Annotated in this window: 16 protein-coding genes; 4 read left to right on the top strand and 12 right to left on the bottom strand. The window is 64.9% G+C overall.

Features of this window, described 5'->3' with window-relative positions:
• Positions 1-126: 126 nt before the first annotated feature.
• Positions 127-1,422 carry a tyrosine-type recombinase/integrase gene (locus A9K66_RS22270; RefSeq protein WP_067327937.1) on the top strand — a complete coding sequence of 432 codons (1,296 nt, stop codon included), beginning with the start codon at positions 127-129 and terminating at the stop codon, positions 1,420-1,422.
• A gap of 281 nt (positions 1,423-1,703) precedes the next feature.
• On the opposite strand, the gene A9K66_RS22265 is transcribed toward A9K66_RS22270, so the two are convergent.
• The 6 genes from A9K66_RS22265 to A9K66_RS22240 all read right to left on the bottom strand — a co-directional run bounded on the left by A9K66_RS22265 (position 1,704) and on the right by A9K66_RS22240 (position 9,441).
• Positions 1,704-3,494, bottom strand: coding sequence for an alpha/beta fold hydrolase (locus tag A9K66_RS22265; protein ID WP_067327936.1), 1,791 nt, complete (start codon positions 3,492-3,494; stop codon positions 1,704-1,706).
• A complete protein-coding gene (locus A9K66_RS22260; protein WP_067327935.1) occupies positions 3,491-6,025 on the bottom strand; it encodes a glycoside hydrolase family 2 protein in 2,535 nt (844 codons plus the stop codon). Before A9K66_RS22260 ends, A9K66_RS22265 begins: the two co-directional genes overlap by 4 nt.
• Before the next feature lie 37 nt (positions 6,026-6,062).
• Positions 6,063-7,061, bottom strand: coding sequence for a DUF1839 family protein (locus A9K66_RS22255; protein ID WP_067327934.1), 999 nt, complete (start codon positions 7,059-7,061; stop codon positions 6,063-6,065).
• A 1-nt stretch (position 7,062) separates the two neighbouring features.
• Complete coding sequence (locus A9K66_RS22250; protein ID WP_067327933.1) at positions 7,063-7,986, bottom strand: amino acid--[acyl-carrier-protein] ligase; 924 nt, start codon at positions 7,984-7,986, stop codon at positions 7,063-7,065.
• A 1-nt stretch (position 7,987) separates the two neighbouring features.
• Positions 7,988-9,127, bottom strand: a complete 1,140-nt coding sequence (locus A9K66_RS22245) for an acyl-CoA dehydrogenase family protein (protein ID WP_095823921.1) — start codon at positions 9,125-9,127, stop codon at positions 7,988-7,990.
• 68 nt (positions 9,128-9,195) lie between these two features.
• Positions 9,196-9,441: an acyl carrier protein gene (locus A9K66_RS22240; protein ID WP_067327931.1), complete on the bottom strand. Its 246-nt coding sequence runs from the start codon at positions 9,439-9,441 to the stop codon at positions 9,196-9,198.
• Between the two features lie 350 nt (positions 9,442-9,791).
• On the opposite strand from A9K66_RS22240, the gene A9K66_RS22235 reads away from it, so the two are divergent.
• Entirely contained in the window at positions 9,792-10,115 is a 324-nt protein-coding gene (locus A9K66_RS22235) for a hypothetical protein (protein ID WP_067327930.1), read from the top strand.
• 27 nt (positions 10,116-10,142) lie between these two features.
• On the opposite strand, the gene A9K66_RS22230 is transcribed toward A9K66_RS22235, so the two are convergent.
• From A9K66_RS22230 to A9K66_RS22215, 4 genes are all read right to left on the bottom strand, one after another.
• Positions 10,143-11,759, bottom strand: a complete 1,617-nt coding sequence (locus A9K66_RS22230; protein ID WP_067328032.1) for an ABC transporter ATP-binding protein — start codon at positions 11,757-11,759, stop codon at positions 10,143-10,145.
• Between the two features lie 17 nt (positions 11,760-11,776).
• A complete protein-coding gene (locus A9K66_RS22225; protein WP_067327929.1) occupies positions 11,777-12,901 on the bottom strand; it encodes an ABC transporter permease subunit in 1,125 nt (374 codons plus the stop codon).
• On the bottom strand, positions 12,894-13,817 hold the full coding sequence (locus tag A9K66_RS22220; protein ID WP_066997760.1) for an ABC transporter permease subunit: 924 nt from the start codon (positions 13,815-13,817) through the stop codon (positions 12,894-12,896). The genes A9K66_RS22225 and A9K66_RS22220 overlap by 8 nt, the downstream gene beginning before the upstream one ends.
• 174 nt (positions 13,818-13,991) lie before the next feature.
• Complete coding sequence (locus tag A9K66_RS22215) at positions 13,992-15,584, bottom strand: peptide ABC transporter substrate-binding protein (RefSeq protein WP_067327928.1); 1,593 nt, start codon at positions 15,582-15,584, stop codon at positions 13,992-13,994.
• Positions 15,585-15,874: 290 nt separating this feature from the next.
• On the opposite strand from A9K66_RS22215, the gene A9K66_RS22210 reads away from it, so the two are divergent.
• Together A9K66_RS22210 and A9K66_RS22205 are read left to right on the top strand one after the other, a co-directional pair.
• Positions 15,875-16,321 carry a TadE/TadG family type IV pilus assembly protein gene (locus A9K66_RS22210; protein WP_082954015.1) on the top strand — a complete coding sequence of 149 codons (447 nt, stop codon included), beginning with the start codon at positions 15,875-15,877 and terminating at the stop codon, positions 16,319-16,321.
• A gap of 23 nt (positions 16,322-16,344) precedes the next feature.
• Complete coding sequence (locus A9K66_RS22205) at positions 16,345-18,138, top strand: pilus assembly protein TadG-related protein (protein WP_245307640.1); 1,794 nt, start codon at positions 16,345-16,347, stop codon at positions 18,136-18,138.
• A 6-nt stretch (positions 18,139-18,144) separates the two neighbouring features.
• Here the strand turns inward: A9K66_RS22205 and A9K66_RS22200 are convergent, their stop codons facing one another.
• Positions 18,145-19,788, bottom strand: coding sequence for an alpha-glucosidase family protein (locus A9K66_RS22200; protein WP_067327926.1), 1,644 nt, complete (start codon positions 19,786-19,788; stop codon positions 18,145-18,147).
• A complete protein-coding gene (gene glgX / locus A9K66_RS22195) occupies positions 19,788-21,788 on the bottom strand; it encodes a glycogen debranching protein GlgX (protein ID WP_067327925.1) in 2,001 nt (666 codons plus the stop codon). The genes A9K66_RS22200 and glgX overlap by 1 nt, the downstream gene beginning before the upstream one ends.
• Between the last annotated feature and the right edge of the window lie 150 nt (positions 21,789-21,938).

The following is a 21,938-nucleotide window of genomic DNA, read 5'->3' as shown; positions in this document are numbered from 1 at the left end:
TTTCCCTGATGGCTCGATGGGCCCAGCCGGTTTGCGCAAGGAGCGCGACCGCGGGCGGCTAGAGACGGAAATCATCGCCGGCAAGGAATACACCACACTCGCAGCAATCGGGAGAATGAGGAAGCTATGCCGCGTCCAAGCAAGGGAATCCGACTCGTCTGGCGATCCGAGAGCCGAAAGGCCGACGGCAGCCTGCGCAGCAAGGCCGGCTGGTACATCGAGGACGCCGGACGACGACATCCCACTGGCTGCGGCAAGAGCGAGCTTGTTGAAGCTCAAAGGCAGCTCGCCGACTACATCAGCGAAAAACATCAGCCGACGCGCCAGCGCAACCGCGACCCCGACCAAGTAAAGATCGCCGACGTCATCAACGTCTATGCGGAAGACGTCGTCGCGCTCAATCCGTCGCAGAGCTATCGCAAGGAAACGGCCGCGCGCCTGCTCGCCATTTTAACCTTCTTCACCGGTACGGTCGCCGACATCTCAGGCGCACTCTGCCGGGAATATGTCAGCGGCCCGGCCAAGAACGGCCGGATCCTGCCGACGCCAGCGATGGGACGCCGGCAGCTGGAGGATCTGCGCGCGGCGATCAACCACTATCACGCCGAAAAATACATCACGGCCGTGCCGAAGATCGTGTTGCCGGCGCGATCCGAGAAGGCCAAGCGCGCGCTGACGCGATCAGAGGCGGCGAGGCTGCTCTGGGCAGCTTGGCAGATGCGGCAGACCTGGAAGGGGCAAGAGAGCGATCGCCGGACCGGCCGGCACGTGGCGCGCTTCATCCTGACCGGGCTCTACACCGGCACGCGATCCGCCGCCATCTGCGGGGCCGCGACACGGCCGACAGTGGGGCGCGGCTTCGTCGACCTTGAGCGCGGCGTCTTCTTCAGGCGAGCCGCCGACATGGTCGAGACCAGGAAGCGACAGCCGCCGGTCAGGCTGCCGGACCGGCTGCTGGCGCACATGCGCCGCTGGGCGCTTACCCCGGTTGACATCAAGACCAAGGCACGCGGCAAAAGCCGCACGATCGGCCGCATGATCGCGCACGATTTCATCGTCGAATGGGAAGGCGGCCCGGTTCGCTCCGTTCGCAAGGCCTTCAAGTCGGCCTGCGAGAGCGCTGGCCTCGGCTGGTACGAGGCGCGGATCGTCAAAGGCGTCGAGAGCAAAGTCTTCGTCACCGACGTCACCCCGCACACGCTGCGTCACACTGCTGCGACGTGGCTGATGCAGAACGGCGTCGAGCTTTCCAAGGCAGCCGACTTCTGCGGCATGACGGAAGCCGTGCTGCGCAAGCACTATTACCACCATCACCCCGATTTCCAGGCCGACGCCGCAGCGGCGATCACGGCCAAGGCGCCGATGACGCGCCAGAAGAGCAACATCGTCCGATCGGGCGTCTCCCACCTGAAACCCACCTGAAACCCCGGAAACAAACGTGAACAAAGGCCTCAAAAGTGGCCGATCATTAATCGCAAAAGCCCGGAATTCCGGGCTTTTTCTGGCAAGACAGCTTGTTCGGGACGATGGGGTCGCAGGTTCAAATCCTGCCACTCCGACCAGAACGAAATCTCCCGAAAATCTTTAGTTTCCCTGATTATTCAAACCTTTCGGCTTCGCGCAGGAGAACCGTATCGCTGCGTGACGCTTCAAGACGCGACGCGCTTGCCGCATGTCAATACTCAAGCCGAACTGATGATCCCCTACGGCGCCAGGAAGGAAGGGCTTGCCGTCGCGCGCACCGGCTCGGAACGAGCATAACCGTCACGCCTGATGCCGCCATGGTCGATCAGGCGAGCGATCACGGCGCGCCGTGCGTGATACGGCGTCAGCGTGTGGTCGGCATTCGGCAGCGAGACCCTGGTCACGCCGCGAATGCTATCGAGCCGCTCTTCCTCCGAGCCAAAATGGCGGGCGATCTCCTTGAGGCTCAGATCGCCTTCCGAGGTTACGAGGAGGACCCGCACGCCGCGGCCGCATAGGTCGCGCATCCAGCGTTCCACCCGCCGCTGTCCAAGCAGCGCGGCCGGATGCAGCATCGACAATGTGGACTTAATCGCCTCCAGCCCGCGCCGGACGATCAGCCGGGCGCATCGCGAAGCGATCCCGCGCCATGCGGCGTCGGCCGGCTCGCGGCTCTCCTGCCTGGCGGCAGCGTTCTGCCCGAGCACGGCCTTGGACGTCTCGTAAGTCTTCCAGACCGCCATCTCCAGCGCGTAGGAACCGTTCCAGGCGAAGCAGAGCGGGTTGATCATGGTCAGCATCCGTACCCGCCGATCGGCCCGCGCGGCGTGAAAAGCCTGAAATGCGCCTGCGCAGGTGCCGACCAGGCCGACCCCGGGGTAGCCGGCTCGCTCCATCCAGTTGATCGCACGACTTACATCATGGCGCGTGCGCCGGTCATAAAGGAACAGGCGCCCTTCCTCGGTCGGATCGCTCAGGCCAAGTCCGGGCAGGTCGACGCGCAGCGAGGCTACGCCTTCCGCCGCCAGGGCTCGCGCCGCTTCCACCGTGCCGCGCGCCCAGCCGACATGCGGCACGCCACCGGCATTGAGGAAGATCACCGGCTCGGCCTCGGTCTGGCGTCCGCGCGGTCGGCAAAGCACACCGCAGATCATCGGCGCCGGTCCGATCAGCACCGGGCTTTCCGTGTAATGCGGACCGTCCAGGATCTGCGATACATCGCGCGGCATGGCCTTTCCCGCTGCCGCTTCGCCGGCCTGGTCGGCGATCCAGGCGGCGCAGCGATCGAGAGCGGCGGCCGGAATCCGGTTGGCGGTCGGGTCGCACATCAAGAGAGGATAGCCATCGAACTCGGCCGTCGCGATTTCCGCAGCGCCCGCCGAGTCGCCGCCGACCTCTTCGGCAGCCAGCGGCTTGCCGTTTGTAAGCACCAGCATCGGCAGGGATGGAAGGCCAGCCGCGGCATGCCGCCAATCGAGCGCCGAGAGATCAGCCAGCGTTTCATGCGAAATTCGGAAGCCGGCGGCCTCGCGCCCCTCGGCGAAAACCCCTTCGCCCGCCGAGCGGCTGGCCAGCGGCGCGTCGATCATGCGCGACATGGCTGTGATCTCGCGAACATAGGCCTTGCCGGAGGACGGCGGCGCGAGCAGCACGAGACCCGCCACGTCGTCGCGTCCGGCCGCCGCCAGCGGGGCCAGCAGGGCACCAAGCCGGAAGCCGACCAAAATGACGTCCGCCACGCCGCAATCCTGCTTCAGCCGATCGATTGCTGCGCCTATGCTCGCCGTCCACCGTTGCACCTGACCGGGCGTTGAATGATCCCCGGCGGCATTGCCGCAGCCGGGATAGTCGAATTGCAGCGCCGGCAGACCGTTTTCGGCCAGCTTGTCAGCCAGAAGCCGCAGGAAACGCCGGCTGCACAGGTCCTCGTGGCCATGCGCCCCGGCGATCACGACACCCCGGCCGCGCCGCCCGGTGCCCCTGCCTTCATGAAGCCAGCCGATCGTGTCGGCGAAGACGACCCCCTTCATGCCACGCTCCCGGCAGGCCGCAACGACTGCATGCTCTCCACCCTGGTCTCTACATTGTCGGCTTGCGGCGCATCGTAGGCCACCTCGCGATCGCCATTCAGCGCCGTCACGACGCCGGCCGGCGTGGCAGAGGCCGGCCCATCCAGGCCAATTTCCTTCACCGCGCCCGGCATCAGGTGGAAGCCGTTCTCGCGCGGGAAAAACAGCCCATCCTTGATGGCGACGTGATAGGCGGCGCGCTTGCAAGCGAGCCGCAGGCGCCAGCCGTCTCGTCCGCGCATCAGCCCTGCCGACAGGCCGACATCGCGTCGCGCGGTCATGACGCCGGGAAGCACATGAAAGGCTTCGGCCAGGATCTCGCCGTCGCGGTCTTCCAGCCTTGCCACGGTTACCTCGTGCCCCGCTGGGCCGAAGCGATAGGCATAAGACAGATCAAAGAAGGCGCCGAGCAGCGAGAATGCCGCAAGCGACTGCGTCCCGCGCGCCTGCAGAGTGACCGGCCGGCGCGCCGCCACCACCGGGGTGACGCCGTCGCGCAGGCAGGCAAGCGATAGCGTCGCCTCGACTGCCCTTGCCGTGTCATTGACGAGATGGACGCTCAGCCCGTTGACGCCCTCATCGCTCAGCGTCAGCCGGAGCGGCGCGAAGGCGCGTCTCAGCGCATGCCAGACCGATTTCGGCCGACCGGCAGAATCGACGACGCCCCACCCTGCTCCCGGGCGCAGATCCTTCCAGAAGAACACCAGCGCGCCCGCCGTCGGGGAGGCCGGTCTGCGCCATTCGTCGATCGTGCGCTCAACCACCTCGGCAATGACGGCGCGCGAGAGGTCGAGGTAGCGCGCCGGATCCTCCATGCGCAGCCGGCGAGCGTCGACACCGAACAGCGTCTCCAGATAATGCTCGCGCACGTCCTCGAAATCCCACGACGCACCTGCATCGCGCGGCACGCCGGCCTTCCAGCGCGGATCGTGGCCGGGCGGAACGGGCAGATGCTCATCGAGCGTCGCCTGTTCCGGCACGTTGGCGAAGGCGAGGCATTCGCTGGCGAAACGCACCTCCGCGCGGCGCGCGTCCTCCAGTGGCCGGCAATAAGCGCCGACGCCATAGTAGTGCGTCGGGCCGCCATCCGCGGCGAAGGGCAGGCTGCCGCCGGAGGGCGAGGAGGACACGAGCGCCAGATCGGGCAGGATCGCCTGCGCGGCCGGACGCACGACATCGTCGAACCAGGGTGTCGGATCCATCGCCACCGGCATGCCGAGCATCGCGGCCTGCTGCGCCACCTCGCTGCCGCCGCACAGCACCGCCAGCGACGGCGAATGCCGAAGCCGCCCCAACAGGTTCTCCACCTCGCGCGACAGCGCCGCCCGCCAGGCCGCGCTCTTCGCCGGATAGTCGAAATTGGCAAGCATCAAGTCCTGCCAGACCAGAATGCCCATCTCATCGCACAGCTCGTGGAAGGCATCGCTTTCATAGGCGAAGGTGCCGCCGAGCCGCAGCATGTTGACGCCGGTTTGGCGCGCGAGATCGAGGTCGGGCTCGATTTCGGCTCGCTCGCAGGGCAGTCGCACGGGATCGGAGGGCGTCCAGACCGCGCCGCGGCAGAACACCGGCACGCCGTTGACGACCAGGCGAAAATCGCGTCCGTCAGCACCGCGATCGATCTCGATGCGGCGGAATCCGACTCGGCCCAGCCGGCTGCGCACCGTGCCCAGCGTCGCCATGACTTCGTGCAGCGCCGGCTCGCCATGTCTGTTCGGCCACCATGGGGCGACATCGGCAATGGCCAATTCCGCCGTCAGCCGGGTGGGTGTCTCGAACTTGAGGGGCGCGCGCACTCCGGCACAGCGGACATGCGCCGTTTGCGCATTGTCGAAGGGTTCGGCGAGGGTTATCGCAACGGCAAGATGCCCGGTCGTGCCGTCGAGCCTGGCGCGCATGTCGGCATCGAGGATGCGCTGCCCGCCATTTTCGTGGATCAGCTTGACGGGACGCCACGGCCCGACGACATCGAAGCTCGGGCACCAGCCCATATGGCCGATCAGGGTCGTGCGCACCAGCCGCAGCCGCTGATCGTCGATCATGCGAGGGCGCCAGCGGGCGCGCGGACCGATCGCCGTTTCCAGATGGCGGTCGAGACTGCGAAAGACGATGGCGAGCTGCTCGCCCCCTGAAAGGCTTACCGCAGCCTCATGGCGCTCGAACATCGAGGTCGAGGTGAACAACAGCCGATCGTCAAGCCAGACCTCGGCGACAGTCGCCAGCCCCTCGAACACCAGCCGCACCGGACCGGTCGCGTCGAGCCTGCGGCTGTACCAGACATCGCGGTCGTGCAGCCGGGTTGGCTGCTTGCGGTCCCAGCGGCCATGCTTTTCCAGCGTGGCGGCCGCCGTGCCGGGACAGGCCGCGTCCAGCCATTCGGCATTTGCGTCTATGTCATTCGGCGAAGCCCAGGCACCTGCCGCCGAGATGGCCATCCGCCACCCCCGATCCAGCAATCCGGCAGTGCCGGCGATCGACACCGTGGCGTCCATTCCCCCACCCATCATCAAATGCGCGTCGGCCGGCCCGCTAGGCCGCCTTGGAGGCGACATCGGCCATGCGGGCGTCCAGCACGTCCATCACCGTTTCGTAGGCCTGCGCCATCGGCGCGATTGCTTCCGTCAAGCCGTCGAAGCGCTGCCGCGCCATCGCGCGGGCGAGCTTGAACTGCATGACCTTGGCGCCCTCGGCAATGTTGCCGGCGGCTTGCACCGCCTCTGCCAGGCAGGTTTCGCCGTGCTGCCCCAGCCATTCGAGATGACTGCCAAGAAGTTCGAAATTCGCGCCGACCTGCCGCAGCGTGTTGAAGGCATAGGTGTGGAAATAGGCAGGCGACTTCGTCGCCAGCCTTTCAGCGTGGCGGCCGAACGCGGCCGCATAGGCGTCGAGCGGATTGCGCTTCGGCCGCCGCTTCAGGTGATGCGTGAGCAGCGCCGCCGCGGTCCCGACCGCGTCGCGGGCCGGGCGCGTGGCGTCGAGCTTCACGAATTCCGCGTAAGGAAACAGCGGCAGGTCGCCCGCCGACACACCATCCCATTGGCCGAAGATGCCGTCATAGTCTTGGCCCTCGAGCGCGAAGTAGCCGTCATTGTGGAAGTAACGCATATGCCGCGCCTCGGAATCGAGCGCATTGATGCCGACCGTGGTCTTGGAATGGCCGCTGCGGTAGGTGATGCCTTTGGTGTCGGGCAGGTAGAAGGCATCGACCTCGACCAGCGGCAGCCGGCCGAGCTCGACTTGCGTCAGCACATGCGTCTCCAGCCGTTCGAAGACCGCCAGCTCTTGGATGTCCAGCCCCGCCAGCCTCTGCAGGTCGGCGGTCGGGAACTTGAAGAACGTGAACTGATCACCTTCGAAATCCTGCGCCGCGGTGAAACCGAGCGCTGCGACCGGATCGTGCCCGGTCGCGTGCAGAACCTCGATCAGAAGATCCACGTAGCAGTTGGTCTGCGGCCACCGCCTTTGCGGATCGTGCAGCCAGTGCGGCCGGTAGGTGGCCGGATCGAGGCCGGCGATCGCTCTCAGCATCTCACACGCTCCAGAGCACGTCGCGGACCGGCGCCGGCCAGGCTTCCGCGTCCGGCCCATGGTGGCGGAACAGCGCCAGCGCCACGCGCTCCAGCCCGAAGCCGACGCAGGCCGAATGGCAGAACTCCCCGTCGGCGAACTTCAGGCCCCAGGTCTGGCCAAAATGGTCCTGGTGATAATTGAAGCTCAAGCAGGCGGTCGGCTTCTCGATGCTGGTCACCGGAATCAGCAGCTCGAATTTCAGGCCCTGATCGCGCTGGTTGTTGGCCATCATCCTGCCGCCGCGGCCGAAGAACGGATCGTTGGCAAGATCGACCTCGCAGGGCAGGTCGAGCGACTCGATCATGGCCCTGCCGCGCTTCAGCCAGCTTTCGCGGAACGAGCGCACCTGCTCGGCCGTACCGATCTTGACGAACTCGCGCATGCGGAAGAGCTGCATGCGCGCCGGGTCCTTCGACGGCTCGTGGCGGAAGCAGTAGGAGGAGAGCTCGAAAAGCAAGCCCTGCGCCGGCACCGGGCCGCGCGCGGCGATGGTGGGATAGAGCGGATAACAGGCGGCGGGTGTCAGCGCGAGGTCCGTCGCCTTCTGCAGCTCCGTCCAGTCTCCGCCGTCAGCCAGCATGCCGAGCAGCTGCGCATGCTCCCGCTCGCCGCCCATGAAGGAATGCACGCAGCCGGCAAGCTGCGGGAAGCTCTTCATGTAGCCGCTCTTCTCCAGCGTCGCGCGGCTCATGCCCGGCGGAAAATGGATGCGGGTGGCCTTGTCGGGCGCGCCGAGCCGGGTGACGAGACGCTCGAACCGCTCGATCACGTCCTCGAACGCGCCCGAACGGCCATAAAGGCCGTCGACGCCGGATTCGAACAGGATGCCGTTCTCGAACAGGCTGTCGAGCAGCGACTTGGAGTCGAATGTCTTGGCGTCCATCTCAGCTCCCCAGGCCGGTGTCAAAGCGGCTCATCAGCATGAGCGTCGCGGTATTGGAAAGGATGCGGTCGTTGGAGATCATCACCGGCGCCGAGGTCACGTCGCGCAGGTGCCGGCCGACGCTGAACGGGGTACCGTTCTTGTAGCCAAGAATGCCGTTGACCAGCATGGCGAGACGCACCACGGCGCCGGCCTTCTCGCTGGCCGCGACCTTCAGCGCGTTGATCTCGGCGGCGAAGCCGATCGAAGACAGCGCGTCGTCGTCGCCCGCGGCCGCTTCGAAGCGGTGGATGGCGGCCGCAAGGTGGCCTTTCATCTCCTGCAAAAGGGCGGCCGCTTCGGCAAGCCTCAGCGCGCCCGGCGGCATGGAGTCGGGCTGCTTGCGCGCCGCCGCCTTGACGAAGGCCTGCGCCCGATTGAAGGCGTCGGCGGCGATGCCGAACCAGGTCGCCGCCCAGAAGATGTGCGAGCTGGCCAGCATCGACTGCGCCGCGATCTCGGAGAACGGCTTCGGGAATATCTGCGCCGCGTCACCCGTGGCGACCAGATGAAAGCCGTCGGAGCAGGTGCCGCGCATGCCGAGCGTGTCCCACACCGACGTGCGCTCAAGCGTGCGGTTGGCATCGGCCGGGATCACCACCATCACCTGATCGGAGCTGGCCGCATCCGGGGCGCGACGCGCCGTGGCGAGGATGGCGTCGGCATAGTTGCCATAGGAGATGACGGTGGCTTCCTTGGTCAGCGCGAAGCGCCCGCCGGCGACCTCGACCGCACAGATCGAATTGCGCAAATTGCCGCCGATGCCGGCCTCCGTCGTCGCCGAAGCCATCAGAAGCTGCTCGTCGGCGATGCGCCGCATATAGGCGCGGTGCCAATCGCTGGCGCCTCCGTGAGTGACAAAGCTCGACGTCTTGATCTGATGCATGGCATAGATCATCGCGCTCGAGCCGCAGGCCTGGCCGAGCTGCACGATGAGGTCGGCGATCTGCATCGTGCCGAGCCCCTCGCCGCCATGCTCGATCGGGATCGCCACGCCGAGTAGGCGCTCGCGCTTCAGCGCTTCGATCGTCTCCGCCGGGAAACGCCCCTCCTTGTCGACGGGGTCGGCATGGCCGGCGGCGATCTCGGCGACGCGGCGCATGCGCTCGGTCGCGGCTTCGGGCGCCTCCGCGAGCGAGGCCGCCTCTATCTTTCTCAACACGTTCATGGCTACGCCGCCTTGCGCGTCAACTGCGAAACCGCATCCGCGATGCTGGCCAGCGAAGAGAAGGTGCGCCGCGTCAGCATCGTCTCGGGGAATTCGATGTCGAACTCCTCTTCGAGCGCCAGCATCATCTGCACTGAGGCGAAGGAGGTCAGCCCCGCGTCATAGAGATTGGCGTCGTCAGCGAGCGTGCCGAAATTCAGCGGAATCATCGGATGCTGCTCGAGCAGCGAGCGTATCTGGTCAATCATGGAGGCCCCACCTTGCGTTGTGCAGCCGGCAATATCGCAGACGCAATGCAACCGTCGCGTTAACGCCGCAGAGCAGTTTCAACCATGCCTAAGGATCGGTAACGGACCGCAATACAATTTTACGGCTCTCGATTCGGACGGACCTCTGTCCGGCGTTTCTTGTGGCTCTGTATCCGCATCGATATCAAGCCACGCGCTTTCGCCGCCGCCAGCCTTCCGCAAAAGCCTGCCGTCAATCAATCAATCAGATAAATGGTCGACAATAGGCCCTCACTTTGGCCTAATGGTTGCCGCTATCCCATTCGAGAGCTGCTGGACGATTTTTGGAACGGCGAGACCGGGGTAAGAGTATGAAGTTCACGCTGCGGGCTCTCTTGCCGTTGACCTTGATCGCAGGCTGCTCGTCGAGTGTTGCGTCGATCAATCCGGCGAAATACGACGGGATGAGCTGCGCCGAGCTCAACAGTGCGCTCGGCGACACCGCCACCGATATTTCGCGGACGGCGATCAGCCGCGGCAAGGTCGCCAATACCAGCGTGCCGACTTGGCTGCTCGGCGGCGAGCGCGTGAAGACGGTCGTGGCCAATCGCGATACCGCCAGGATCGAGCGGCTGCAGCAACAGCAGCAGGCGATCATCACGGCCAGGAAGAGCCGCTGCCCGTCCTCGCAGTGACCAGGGCGTCGCCGAGCAGCGGAAGTCTCAAGCGCTGATGCGGAACCTGGTCGTATCGATCGCCGCCTTCATCAGTGTCTGCGTGTAGGCTTCCCGCGGATTGCCGAAGATCTCCTCGGCCGGCCCTTCCTCGACGATCTTTCCCTGCTTCATGACGATGATGTAGTCAGCCATGGCGCGCACCACTGCGAGGTCGTGGCTGATGAAGAGGTAGGACAGTCCATGGTCCGCCTGCAGCTTGCGCAATAGCTCGACGATCTGCTTCTGCACCGAGCGGTCGAGCGCCGAGGTCGGCTCATCAAGCACCACTACTTTCGGCTTCAGGATCATAGCGCGGGCAATGGCGATGCGCTGGCGCTGGCCGCCGGAGAATTCATGCGGATAGCGGTTGCGCGCGTTCGGGTCGAGGCCGACCTCTCGCAGCGCCTCGACGGCACGCTGGTCGCGCTGCTTGCCCGTCAGCGAAGGCTCGTGCACCAAAAGCCCTTCGGTGATGACCTGGCCAACCGTCATGCGCGGCGACAGCGAGCCAAACGGATCCTGGAAGACGAGCTGCAATTCGCGCCGCAGCGGCCGCATCGCGTGGCGGTCGGCCTCTGAGATGTCGCGGTCGCCAAAGCGGATGACGCCGTCGCTGGGGAGCAGCCGCAGCAGCGCGCGGCCGAGGGTCGATTTGCCGGAGCCGGACTCGCCGACGATGCCGATCGTCTGGTTGCGCTTCAGCCGGATCGATATCTTGTCGACGGCCCGCAACATCAGCGGCTCGCCGCCGAGAAAACCACCGCCGATTTTGAAGACGACCTCCACGTTGCGGCCCTCGAGCAGCACGGGCGAATTGGCGGGCGCGGCCGCCTTGGTGCCGGTCGGCTCGGCGGCGAGCAGCATCTTGGTGTAGGCGTGCTGCGGATTGGCGAAAAGCGCTTCCGCCTCGCCCTCTTCCACCACCTCGCCCTGGCGCATGACATAGACGCGGTCGGCGAAACGGCGGACGATGCCGAGGTCATGGGTGATGAAGACGATCGCCATGCCGAGCTTGCGCTGCAGTTCGGCAAGCAGCATCAGGATCTGCGCCTGAATGGTGACGTCCAGCGCCGTCGTCGGCTCGTCGGCGATCAGGATGTCGGGATCGTTCGCCAAAGCCATAGCGATCATGACGCGCTGGCGCTGGCCGCCCGACATTTCGTGCGGATAGGATTTCAGCCGCCGCTCGGGATCGGGGATGTGCACCAGTCTCAACAGCTTCAGCGCCTCTTCACGCGCGGCCTGGGCGCTCAGGCCGCGATGGCGGCGGATTGGTTCGATGAGCTGGTTGCCGATGGTGTAGAGGGGATCGAGCGAGGTCATCGGCTCCTGGAAGATCATGCTGATCTTGCGGCCGCGAACCTTGTTGAGCTCGCTCTTGGTCATCTCCAGCAGGTTGCGGCCGCGGTAATCGACCTGGCCGGTCGCTTCGCCATTGGAGGAAAGCAGGCTCATCGCCGCCATCATAGTCTGGCTCTTGCCGGATCCGGATTCGCCGACAACGGCGACGGTCTCGCCGGCATTGACCTTTATGCTGATGCCCTTCACCGCCTCGACCGTGCCGTCGAGGGTCTGGAAGCGGACGCGCAGGTCCTTGACGCTGAGGATCGTTTCGCAAGCCATGTCAGCGATCCCCATCCTTATCGATCTTTGGGGTCGAGCGCGTCGCGCAGGCCGTCGCCGACAAAGTTCAGCGCGAACAGCGTCGAAACGAGGAAGAAGGCCGGGAACAACAGCAGCCAGTTGGCATAGCCGATGTTCTTGGCACCGACCGAAATCAGCACGCCCCAACTGGTCATCGGCTCCTGCACGCCAAGCCCGAGGAAGGACAGGAAGCTTTCCAGGATGATGACCTGCGGCACCAGCAGCGTCATGTAGATCACCACCGGCCCGAGCAGGTTGGGGATGACGTGGCGCACGAGGATGCCGCGCTGGCCGACGCCCATCGCTTCCGCCGCCTGAACGTATTCTTGCCTGCGGATCGACAGCGCCTGGCCGCGCACGATGCGCGCCATGTCGAGCCACAGCACCGCCCCCACCGCCAGGAACATCAGCACGAAGTTGCGGCCGAAGAACACCACAAGCATGATGACGAAGAAGATGAAGGGCAGCGAGTAGAGCACGTCGACGATGCGCATCATCACCTCGTCGACCCTGCCGCCGGCAAAGCCGGCCGTCGCGCCGTAGATCACGCCGATGACGCCGGCGACGACACCGGCAAGCAGGCCGATCGCGAGCGAAATGCGCCCGGCCATCAGCGTGCGAGACAAGAGATCGCGCCCGGTGTTGTCGGTGCCGAAGAAGAAATACTGCTGCTTGACGGCCGAGCTCATGGTCATTTCGAGCCCATCGGGCGACTTGCTCTCGATCTTCGTGTCGTCGAAGGCGTCGGAGCGGTCGAGATAGCGGATATTGCGGTCGTCGATCGGCTTCTTGGAGGTGACGGTGACGACGACGCGGCTGCCGTCCTGGTGCCACTCCTTGATGTCGACGCGCATGCGTTTGATCGCGTCGCTCAGCGCACCCTGGATCATGTCGGGCTTCGGATAGGCCGACAGGCTCGGCGGCGTGCGCACATAGTCGCCATAGATGGTCGTGTATTCATGCGGCACGACCATAGGGCCGAACACGCTGATGACGGCAATGAATGCCAGATAGTAGAGGCTGAACATGGCGGCGCGGTTGCGCTTCAGCCGCGCCCAAGCATTGCCCCAGAGCGAGCGGCCGACGATCGGCTCCGGAGCGGCTACGGCAAGCTCAGTCATAGCGCACCCTCGGATCGACGACCGCATAGAGAAGATCGACGATCAGGTTGAAGACGATGGTGAAGAGCGCGATCACCACCACAGTTCCCATGACCAGCGTGTAGTCGCGGTTGAGCGCGGCGTCGACGAAGTAGCGGCCGACACCTGGAATGGAGAAGATGGTCTCGACGATGATCGAGCCGGTGAGCAGCGCCGCCGCCGCCGGACCGGTGAAGGAGACGATCGGCAGCACGGCGCCGCGCAGCGCGTGCTTGACCACCACCGACCAGTCGGAGAGGCCGAGCGCGCGGGCGGTGCGGATGTGGTGCGAGCGCAGGCTCTCGATCATCGAGCCGCGCATCAGGCGGGCGACGATGGCGATCTGAGGCAGGGCAAGCGTCAGCACCGGCCCGACCTTGTTGATTAAGGCGCCGTCGCCCCAGCCGCCGATCGGCAACAGCTTCCAGGAAAGGCCGAAGACGAGCTGGATCACCGGCGCGGTGACGAAGGTGGGGATGGTGCTGCCGGCGGTGGCTAGAGCGATCACCGAATAGTCGGCTATTTTATTCTGGTTGAGCGCGGCGATCGTGCCGAGGATCGAGCCGAGCAGCAGCGCCAGCACCAGCGCCGAGGTACCGATCTGCACCGAGATCGGCAGGCCCTTGGCGAAGAGTTCGGTGACGGTGAAATCCGGCAGGTTGTAGCTCGGTCCGAAACTGCCGCGCAAAAGATTGCCGAGATAGTGGAGATATTGCAGCCAGAGCGGATCGTCGAGGCCGAACTGGGCTTCGAGATTGGCCCTGATCTCGGGGCTCAAGCCCCGCTCCTGGTTGAACGGGCCGCCTGGCGCGACGCGGATCAGGAAGAACGCCACCGTCACGATGACGAACAGCGTCGGGATGGCGGTCAATAGCCGCCGGAAGACATAACGCAGCATCGGCGCCCCGCTTCAGCCAGGGCGACGGCTCTCCAGACGAGATCGTGGCGCGCTGGCATCTCTGATCTTCGCACCGCGATCGCCGAAAATCCAATGCGACTTTCGGCCCGGCACGACGACAGACCGCGGCCGCCGCTCCCTAAAAGAGAGCGGCGGCACGGCCAAGGTTCCTTGTCAGTCCTTGGAGATGAAGCGAGACGGATGAATGTCCATCACATTGTCCTCGAAGCCATGCAGCTTGGAGGAAACGATGTCGTGGTAGCTGTAGTAGAGCAGCGGGATTTGGCCGACATCGTCGACGAGGATGCGCTCCGCTGCGGCGAGGTCCTTCATGCGCTCCTCAGGCTTGCCGCCGGCGGCGGCTGCCTTGTCCATGGCGGCTTCATAGGCAGGGCTGTTATAGTTCGAGTAGTTGTTGCCGCTCGCCTTGCGCGAGATGCCGAGGAAGGTCTCCGGATCCTTGTAGTCGGCGATCCAGGCGGCGCGGGCGACGTCGTAGTTGCCCTTCTGCTCGAGGAAGCCATAGTGGGTCTTGGTGTCGGTGTTGAGCAGCGTCACCTCGATGCCGAGCGGCTTCAGCTGTTCCTGGATGGCGACCGCGGTGTTCTTGTGGTTCTCCGAGGTGTTGTAGCGGATCTCCATCTTCAACGGATGCTCGGGTGTATAGCCAAGCTTTTCCAGCACTTTCTTGGCCGCATCCTCGCGGTCGATCTGAGACATGTCGGCGTATTTGGCCAGTGCCGGCGTGTAGCCCTCGATGCCCGGAGGCACCATCGAATAGCCGGGCAGCATCGAGTTCTGCCAGACCTTCTCGGCGAGGAAGTCGCGATCGATCGCCATCGAGATGGCGTTGCGCAGCTCGACGTTGTCCCAAGGCGCCTTATCGGTCTTGACCGCATAATAATAGGTGCCGAGATATGGCCCCACACGGATCTGGTCACCGAATTTGGTTTTGAGATCGGCGAGCTGTTCGGTCGGCAGGTCGCCATAGCTGTCGAGTTCGCCGGCCTCGAAGCGCTTCATCGCGGACGAGCGATCCTCGGTCGGGATGTAGTTGACCACGTCGAGCTTGACGCTCGCGGCGTCCCAGAACTTCGAGTTCTTGACCAGTTTCATGTGGTCGTTGGGAATCCACTCCGCCAAGGTATAGGCGCCGTTGGAGACCAGCTTGCCCGGTTTGATCCAGTCCGCGCCGAGCTTGTCGATCGAAGCCTTGTTGACCGGATAGGTCGCCTGGTGGGTCAGCATCTCCAGGAAGTAGGGCGTCGGCGCCTTCAGCGTGACTTGCAGGGTGTTGGCGTCGATCGCCTTCACGCCCATATCCTCAGCCTTGCCTTTCTTCGTGTTGAAGTCCTCGGCGCCTTTCACCGGATAGAGCATCGAGGCGTATTCTGCAGCGGTGGCCGGGTCTTCCAGCCGATGGAACGAGTAGACGAAGTCGTCCGCCGTCACCGGGCTGCCATCCGACCACAGGCCGTCCTTGCGCAGCTTGAAGGTGTAGACAGTGCCGTCGTCGGACACCGTCCAGCTTTCGGCGGCGCCCGGAATGAGGTTCGTCTTCGGGTCATGCATGACGAGGCCCTGGAACAGGTCGCGTATAATATCGGCCTCGTAGACCGTCGACGTCTTGTGCGGATCGACCGTCTCCGCCTCGGCAGCGGATCCGCGATTGTAGACGGTCTCGGCAAAGGCGGGCGTGTAGAAAGCACCGGTCGCCAAAGCCATCGTGGTGGCGAACACGGTCGCCTTCAGCAGGTTTTTGAGCATGAAGTCTCTCCCTTGTTGGCGCGGCCCCTCAACCACGCCTTGAGTGTTGACGCCCCGGAACCGTCAACGGGTCCCTTTTGAGCGCGCCCCGGTTCCCTTCCGGCGGCTGGTGGCGGGAGACTAGACAGAGGAATATCTTATTTCAACTGCCCGCTGCTTGACGTTGAGTGAGCAGCGTTTCGCTAAAACAGCGATATCTAAAGCTTAGGCGTCCCGTTCAACTGTGTGCACCTTTCGGTTGTCCCAGCCGTTTTCTGTTTTTGCAAGCAGGTTTTGGCATTCTCCGGCCCATGCTGAAGAACCGAAATTTCCTTGCTACTTGGTTCCGTTTCCGGGCTGACGCCGCGGGCACGTCTGCGGTCGAATTCGCCATGCTGGCGCCGATCTTCATCCTGCTATTGCTCGGAATGGTTGCATACGGAATCTATTTCGGCGCCAGCCATTCGGTCCAGCAGATCGCCGCCGACGCGGCGCGAACGGCGATCGCCGGCCTCAACCAGACGGAGCGCCAGGCGCTGGTCACCGATTTCATCAGCCATGACGTCGCCGGCTATGCTTTTGTCGACCCGAAAAAGCTGACGGTCGACGCCAAGGACAGTACCGTCGACGGCAGCCAGTTCATCGTCTCAGTCAGCTATGACGCGCGCGACCTGCCGATCTGGAGCCTGTTCCGGACGCTGCCGTTGCCGGGCACCACGATCCAGCGCCAGTCGACGATCCGGGTCGGAGGCATATGATGCGCTACTCCGCGGGGAGAGTGATGGACGCTGCGCGACGGCTGATCGCCGACCGGCGCGCCAATTTCGCGGTTATGACCGCGCTCTGCACGCCAGTGGCGCTGACGCTGACCGCGTTCGCGATCGATGAGGGCTCGCTTTATAACGAACGCCGCGCCGCGCAGTCGATCGTCGACCTCGCCGCGATCACCGCCGCCGCCAACATCAACAAAGCCCAGCAAGCCGTGCTGACGACGCTGAGGGACAACGGAATCACGTCCGTCGCCGTGCAGCAGCAGGGCACCAAAATCGAGCCGACCGGCAGCAAGGCGGTCGTCGAGGTCGTGCCCGGACGCTATTCGGGGGTCAGTTCCATCGCGGCCGGCAGCCGCTTCGAAGCGGGCAAGCTGCCCTACAATGCCGTCCAGGTGTCGATGAAGAAGCTCGGCACGCTCTATTTCGCCGCTTCGGTGATGGCTCCGCCGGTGATCGGCACGACAGCCACCGCAAGCGCCCAGCCCGCAGCAGCATTCTCGGTCGGATCGCGCCTCGCCAGCGTCAATGGCGGCGTCCTCAACGCGCTGCTCGGCGCGCTTCTGGGCGGCAACCTCTCGCTCAGCGTGATGGACTACAATTCGCTGATCTCGGCCGATGTCGACGTGCTCTCCTTCACCGATGCGCTGGCGACGCAGCTGCGTCTGACCGGTGTTACCTATTCGGACGTGCTCGGCTCGAAGGCAACGGTCGGCCAGATCGCCACCGCGATGGCCAACGTGCCCGGGCTCGACCGCACCGCCAAGCTCGCGCTGCAGACTATGGCCTCGAGCGCCACCAACTCGGTCAAGATCCCGCTTAGCCACCTCGTCGACCTCGGCTCGGTGGGCAGTCTGGGGCTCGGACAGAAGCCCGCCGGGCTTTCGGTCAGCGCCAGCGCCATGAGCATGCTGAGCGCAGCCGCGGCGCTCGCCAACGGCACGAACCAGGTTACGGTCGACCTCGGGGCGACGATACCGGGACTGACATCGACGACGCTCCAGGTCGCCATCGGCGAACCCATGCAATCCTTGCCATGGCTGGCGGTGGGAGAATTGGGCACGGTGGTGCGCACGGCGCAGACGCGCATCAAGCTCAATGCCAGCGTCGGGATTGGAAACGGGAACAACGGCAATGGCTTCGGCAACGGCACCGGAAATGGCACAGCCGGCATTAATCTGGGCGGCGGCGTCAAGCTGCTTGCCGTCAACCTGCCGCTCAATATCGAGGTCGCCTATGCCGAAGCCAAGCTGACCGACATCAGCTGCCCGACCGGCCCCTCCAGCATCAAGGTCTCAATCGCCGCGCAGCCGGGCGTCGTCGCGGCCCATCTCGCCGACAGCAACGCCAGCGGCTTCGCAGATTTCGGCAAGCCGCAATCCTTCAGCGACGCCGACATCGCCGACGTCAGCCTCAAGATGCTGCTGATCAACCTCAATCTGCTGCAGATCAAGGGATCGTCGGCCTTCTCGGTCACCAACATGGCGCCGACGAATCTGACCTTCAGCGCCACCGAGATCGCCAACAAGGCGATCAAGACAGTGTCGACCAAGAACCTGACGCAGTCGCTCACCACCTCGCTGGTGAACAACCTGTCGCTGACGGTCAACGCGCTCGGCCTCGGTCTCGACGCGACCACCCTGCTCGGCACGGTGAAGCCGGCGGTGACGACGCTGCTCAACGGCGTCACCGCGCCGGTCGACAACCTCGTCTACAATGTGCTTGCGGTGCTTGGCGTGCATGTCGGCGAGGCCTATGTGCGGGTCACCGGCGCGACTTGCGGACGCTCGGTGCTGGTGCAGTAGCGACCGTCAGCCAATTCTCCCGACGAAGCACCCCACAGGCGGCAGCGCCAGCGCAGTTTCTCCGAGAACACCGCCAAGAACGCCGGCGACGTCTACGGCAAGAACCGTTATCTCGACATCGCTGATCTCGGCCGGCAGCGTCCAGTTCGCCGGCTCACCGGCGAAGTTGAAGACGCATAGCAAGTTCTCGTTTTCGTGCTGACGGATGAAAGCAAGCACATCGCCCGCCGCCTCTAGGAACCGGATCGAGCCGGCGATCAGCGCCGGATGGCGCTTGCGCAAGGCCAGCATCGAGCGATAGGCGGCAAGGACAGAACCGTCCTCGCCCTCCTGCACATCGACCGCGCGGGCGCGATGCGACGGCGGTACCGGCAGCCAGGGCTTGCCCACGGAGAAGCCACCATTTTCGGCCCCGGCCTCCCACACCATCGGGGTGCGGCAGCCGTCCCTGCCCTTCACGCCCGGCCAAAAACGGATGCCCAGCGGATCGCGCAGGTCCTCATAGGCAAGCTCGGCTTCCTCCAGCCCAAGCTCCTCGCCCTGGTAGAGGCAGATCGAGCCGCGCAGGCAGGACAGCAGCGCGATCGCGAATTTCGCTACCGCATCAGGATTTTCGCCCGGCTGCGTCCAGCGGCTGACATGGCGCATGACGTCGTGGTTGGAGAAGGCCCAGCAGACCCAGCCGTCGGCAACCGCGTTCTCGAACGCCTCGACGCAGCCGCGCACATGGGCGGCCGAGAATTGCGGGCCGAGCAGGTCGAAGGTGTAGCACATCTGCAATTTGTCGCCGCCGGAGGTGTAGGCGGCGAGCGTCTGCAGCGAGCGCTCCTCATCGCCCACTTCGCCGACGGCGGCACGGTCCGGATATTCGTCGAGCAACGCGCGGAAGCGCTTCAGGAAATCGAGATTCTCGGGGCGCGTCTTGTCGAAGAGATGCTCCTGGAAGGCGTAGGTGGTGGTGGCGACGTTGGTGCCGGCGACGCTTGAAGCCAGCGGCGGGTTGTCGCGCAGCCAGCGGTCGTGGACATAGTAGTTCACGGTATCCAGCCGGAACCCGTCAACGCCGCGCTCCAGCCAGAAGCGCACGGTGTCAAGCACCGCATCCTGCACCTCCGGATTGTGGAAATTCAGATCCGGCTGCGCGGCCAGAAAATTGTGCATGTAGTATTGCCGGCGGGTGGCGTCCCACTCCCAGGCCGGCCCGCCGAACAGCGACTGCCAGTTGTTGGGCGCACTGCCATCCGGCTTGGCGTCGGCCCAGACATACCAGTCCGCCTTGGCGTTGTCACGGCTGGCGCGGCTCTCGACAAACCATTCGTGCTTGTCGGACGAATGCGAGATCACCTGGTCGATGATGAGCTTGAGGCCGAGCCGGTGCGCCTCGGCGACCAGCGCGTCGAAATCCTCCAGTGTGCCGAACATCGGATCGACATCGCGATAGTCCGACACGTCATAGCCCATGTCGGCCATCGGCGACTTGAAGAAGGGCGAGAGCCAGACGGCGTCGACGCCGAGCGAAGCGACATGGGCAAGACGCGACGTTACCCCCTTGAGATCGCCGCTGCCGTCGCCGTTCGTATCCTGGAAGGAGCGCGGATAGATCTGGTAGACCACGCAGCCGCGCCACCATTCGGCATTCCCACCAGCCATTACGAACCCTTCCCGGCGTGGGCGTTTCCGGCCGCCCTGCGCTCGATCATGAAATTGATGGTGCGGCCGGGCAGCGGCCGCGCAAGGTCGATCGCCCGCGTCTCGATCGCCGAACGCCACTCGTAGCCATCTCGCGGCGGCAAGGTGAAGACGCATTGGCGGCGGTCGCCATTGACCATGACGGCAAGGCGACCGCGCTGGCTATCGCCGAGGATCATGACGAGGCGGTGACGGCCGGGATCGTTCCAGTCGGCCTCGCCGAGCGGTGCGCCGGTTTCGGTCAACCACTCGACGTCCGGGATTTCCATTCCGTCTGCAGCTTTGCCGGTCAGGAAATTCGTGTCGGATAACGGCGGAAAGGCACGGCGCAGTTGCGCAAGCGCTGCTGTGTACCGCTCCAGCGCCCGGTCGCGGCCGGCCCAGTCGAGCCAGGTGATGGCGTTGTCCTGCGCATAGGCGTTGTTGTTGCCCTTCTGTGTGCGGCCGAACTCGTCGCCGGCGGTCAGCATGATGGTGCCGCGCGAGGCAAAGAGCGTCGCAAGCAGCGCGCGCTGGTCACCGAAGCGGGCCTTGGCGATTTCGGCGTCATCGGTCTCGCCCTCGACACCGTTGTTCCACGACAGATTGTCATTGTGGCCGTCGCGATTGTGCTCGCCATTGGCCGCATTGTGCTTCTTCTCATAGGCAACGATGTCGGCCAGCGTCATGCCGTCATGCGCGGCGATGAAATTGACGCTGCGGCTCACCGGCTGGCCCGCCCTGCCGAAGACATCGGAGGAGCCGGCAAGCCGCGTGGCTAAAGCGCCGATCGCGCCCGTGTCGCCGCGCCAAAAACGCCGGACGTCATCGCGATAGCGGTCGTTCCATTCAAGGTATGGCGGCCGGAAATTGCCGAGCTGGTAGCCGGTCGCGCCAATATCCCATGGCTCGGCGATCAGCACGCGGTCGGCGAGCACGGGGTCGCCGGCGATGGCTTCGAGAAGCGGCGCCTCCGGATCGAACGTGCCGTCAACGCGGCCGAGCACCGGCGCCAGATCGAAGCGGAAGCCGTCGACGCCGGCATGGCGGACGAAATGGCGCAGCGTGTCGAGCACCATCCTCTGCACGACCGGGTGGTCGCAGGCGACGGTGTTGCCGGTGCCGGTGTCATTGGCCAGTCGGCCGTCCGGCATGTGCCGATAATAGGTCCGGGCGTCGAGGCCGCGCAGCGACAGTGTCGGCCCGAGCCGGTCGCTTTCGCCGGTGTGGTTGAAGACGAGGTCGAGGATCGTGCCGATACCCGCTTCACTCAGCGCCGCGACGGTATCGCGCAATTCGCTCAGGCCGCCCGGTGCCAGGCGGGGATCGAGCGCCATGAAGGTGACGGGGTTGTAGCCCCAGGCATTGTTCAGCCCCAGCGGCGGCAAATGGCGCTCGTCGATCGAGGCCGTGATCGGCATCAACTCGACGGCGGAAACGCCGAGACGCTTCAGATGCTCGACGACAGCCGGATGGGCAAGCGCCGCGATGATGCCGCGCTGGGCCTCGGGGACGTCCGGATGCAGCCTGGTGAAGGAGCGGACGTTGAGTTCGTAAATCAGGCCGCCGGGCCGGAACAGCGGCGGCTGGGGCGGCTGCGGTTTGGGCAGGGAATGCGCAATTGCCTTCGGCATGAGCGGCGCAGTGTCGGCGCCTTCATTGCGTTTGGCGGCCAGCCTCCAGTGATATTGGTATGGACGATCGACCTCGACGGCATACGGATCGATGAGAAGCTTGTTCGGATCGAACCAGAGGCCGCGCTCCGGCGCATAGTCGCCGTCGGCGCGAAAACCGTAACGCGTGCCGTTCCCAAGGCCGGGGACAAGGAGTGCATGCACGCCCTCGCCTTCCGGGTTGAGTTCCAGCCGGTCGATCTCGCGCGCGCCGCTGTCGTCGAAGAGCGAGACCCAAAGACGTCTGGCCGATGAGGAGCAAACGGCAAAGCGGATGCCTTCGGGAGTGATGCTGGCGCCGAGGGTCATGCGGGCCTCTCCCCTTCTCCCCTTGTGGGAGAAGGTGGATCGGCGCGCAGCGCCGAGACGGATGAGGGGCGTTGGAAGGAATGAGGCGTCGATGTTCTGGACACGGGTTTGCGCCAAGCTGGAGCACCCCTCAACCGTCCGAACTTCGCT

Origin of the sequence: Mesorhizobium sp. AA23, from assembly GCF_001672435.1 — a bacterium.
Lineage (GTDB): Bacteria > Pseudomonadota > Alphaproteobacteria > Rhizobiales > Rhizobiaceae > Mesorhizobium.
This window is presented reverse-complemented; position numbering and strand designations above follow the sequence as displayed.

Bases quoted from the DNA above. Each gene is read 5' to 3' on its own strand.
- A9K66_RS22250 (WP_067327933.1), bottom strand. From the start codon at position 7,986: ATGGACGCCAAGACATTCGACTCCAAGTCGCTGCTCGACAGCCTGTTC.
- A9K66_RS22240 (WP_067327931.1), bottom strand. From the start codon at position 9,441: ATGATTGACCAGATACGCTCGCTGCTCGAGCAGCATCCGATGATTCCG.
- A9K66_RS22225 (WP_067327929.1), bottom strand. From the start codon at position 12,901: ATGACTGAGCTTGCCGTAGCCGCTCCGGAGCCGATCGTCGGCCGCTCG.
- A9K66_RS22265 (WP_067327936.1), bottom strand. From the start codon at position 3,494: ATGAAGGGGGTCGTCTTCGCCGACACGATCGGCTGGCTTCATGAAGGC.
- A9K66_RS22205 (WP_245307640.1), top strand. From the start codon at position 16,345: ATGGACGCTGCGCGACGGCTGATCGCCGACCGGCGCGCCAATTTCGCG.
- A9K66_RS22215 (WP_067327928.1), bottom strand. From the start codon at position 15,584: ATGCTCAAAAACCTGCTGAAGGCGACCGTGTTCGCCACCACGATGGCT.
- A9K66_RS22220 (WP_066997760.1), bottom strand. From the start codon at position 13,817: ATGCTGCGTTATGTCTTCCGGCGGCTATTGACCGCCATCCCGACGCTG.
- A9K66_RS22260 (WP_067327935.1), bottom strand. From the start codon at position 6,025: ATGGACGCCACGGTGTCGATCGCCGGCACTGCCGGATTGCTGGATCGG.
- A9K66_RS22200 (WP_067327926.1), bottom strand. From the start codon at position 19,788: ATGGCTGGTGGGAATGCCGAATGGTGGCGCGGCTGCGTGGTCTACCAG.
- A9K66_RS22210 (WP_082954015.1), top strand. From the start codon at position 15,875: ATGCTGAAGAACCGAAATTTCCTTGCTACTTGGTTCCGTTTCCGGGCT.
- glgX (WP_067327925.1), bottom strand. From the start codon at position 21,788: ATGACCCTCGGCGCCAGCATCACTCCCGAAGGCATCCGCTTTGCCGTT.
- A9K66_RS22235 (WP_067327930.1), top strand. From the start codon at position 9,792: ATGAAGTTCACGCTGCGGGCTCTCTTGCCGTTGACCTTGATCGCAGGC.
- A9K66_RS22270 (WP_067327937.1), top strand. From the start codon at position 127: ATGCCGCGTCCAAGCAAGGGAATCCGACTCGTCTGGCGATCCGAGAGC.
- A9K66_RS22255 (WP_067327934.1), bottom strand. From the start codon at position 7,061: ATGCTGAGAGCGATCGCCGGCCTCGATCCGGCCACCTACCGGCCGCAC.
- A9K66_RS22245 (WP_095823921.1), bottom strand. From the start codon at position 9,127: ATGCGCCGCGTCGCCGAGATCGCCGCCGGCCATGCCGACCCCGTCGAC.
- A9K66_RS22230 (WP_067328032.1), bottom strand. From the start codon at position 11,759: ATGGCTTGCGAAACGATCCTCAGCGTCAAGGACCTGCGCGTCCGCTTC.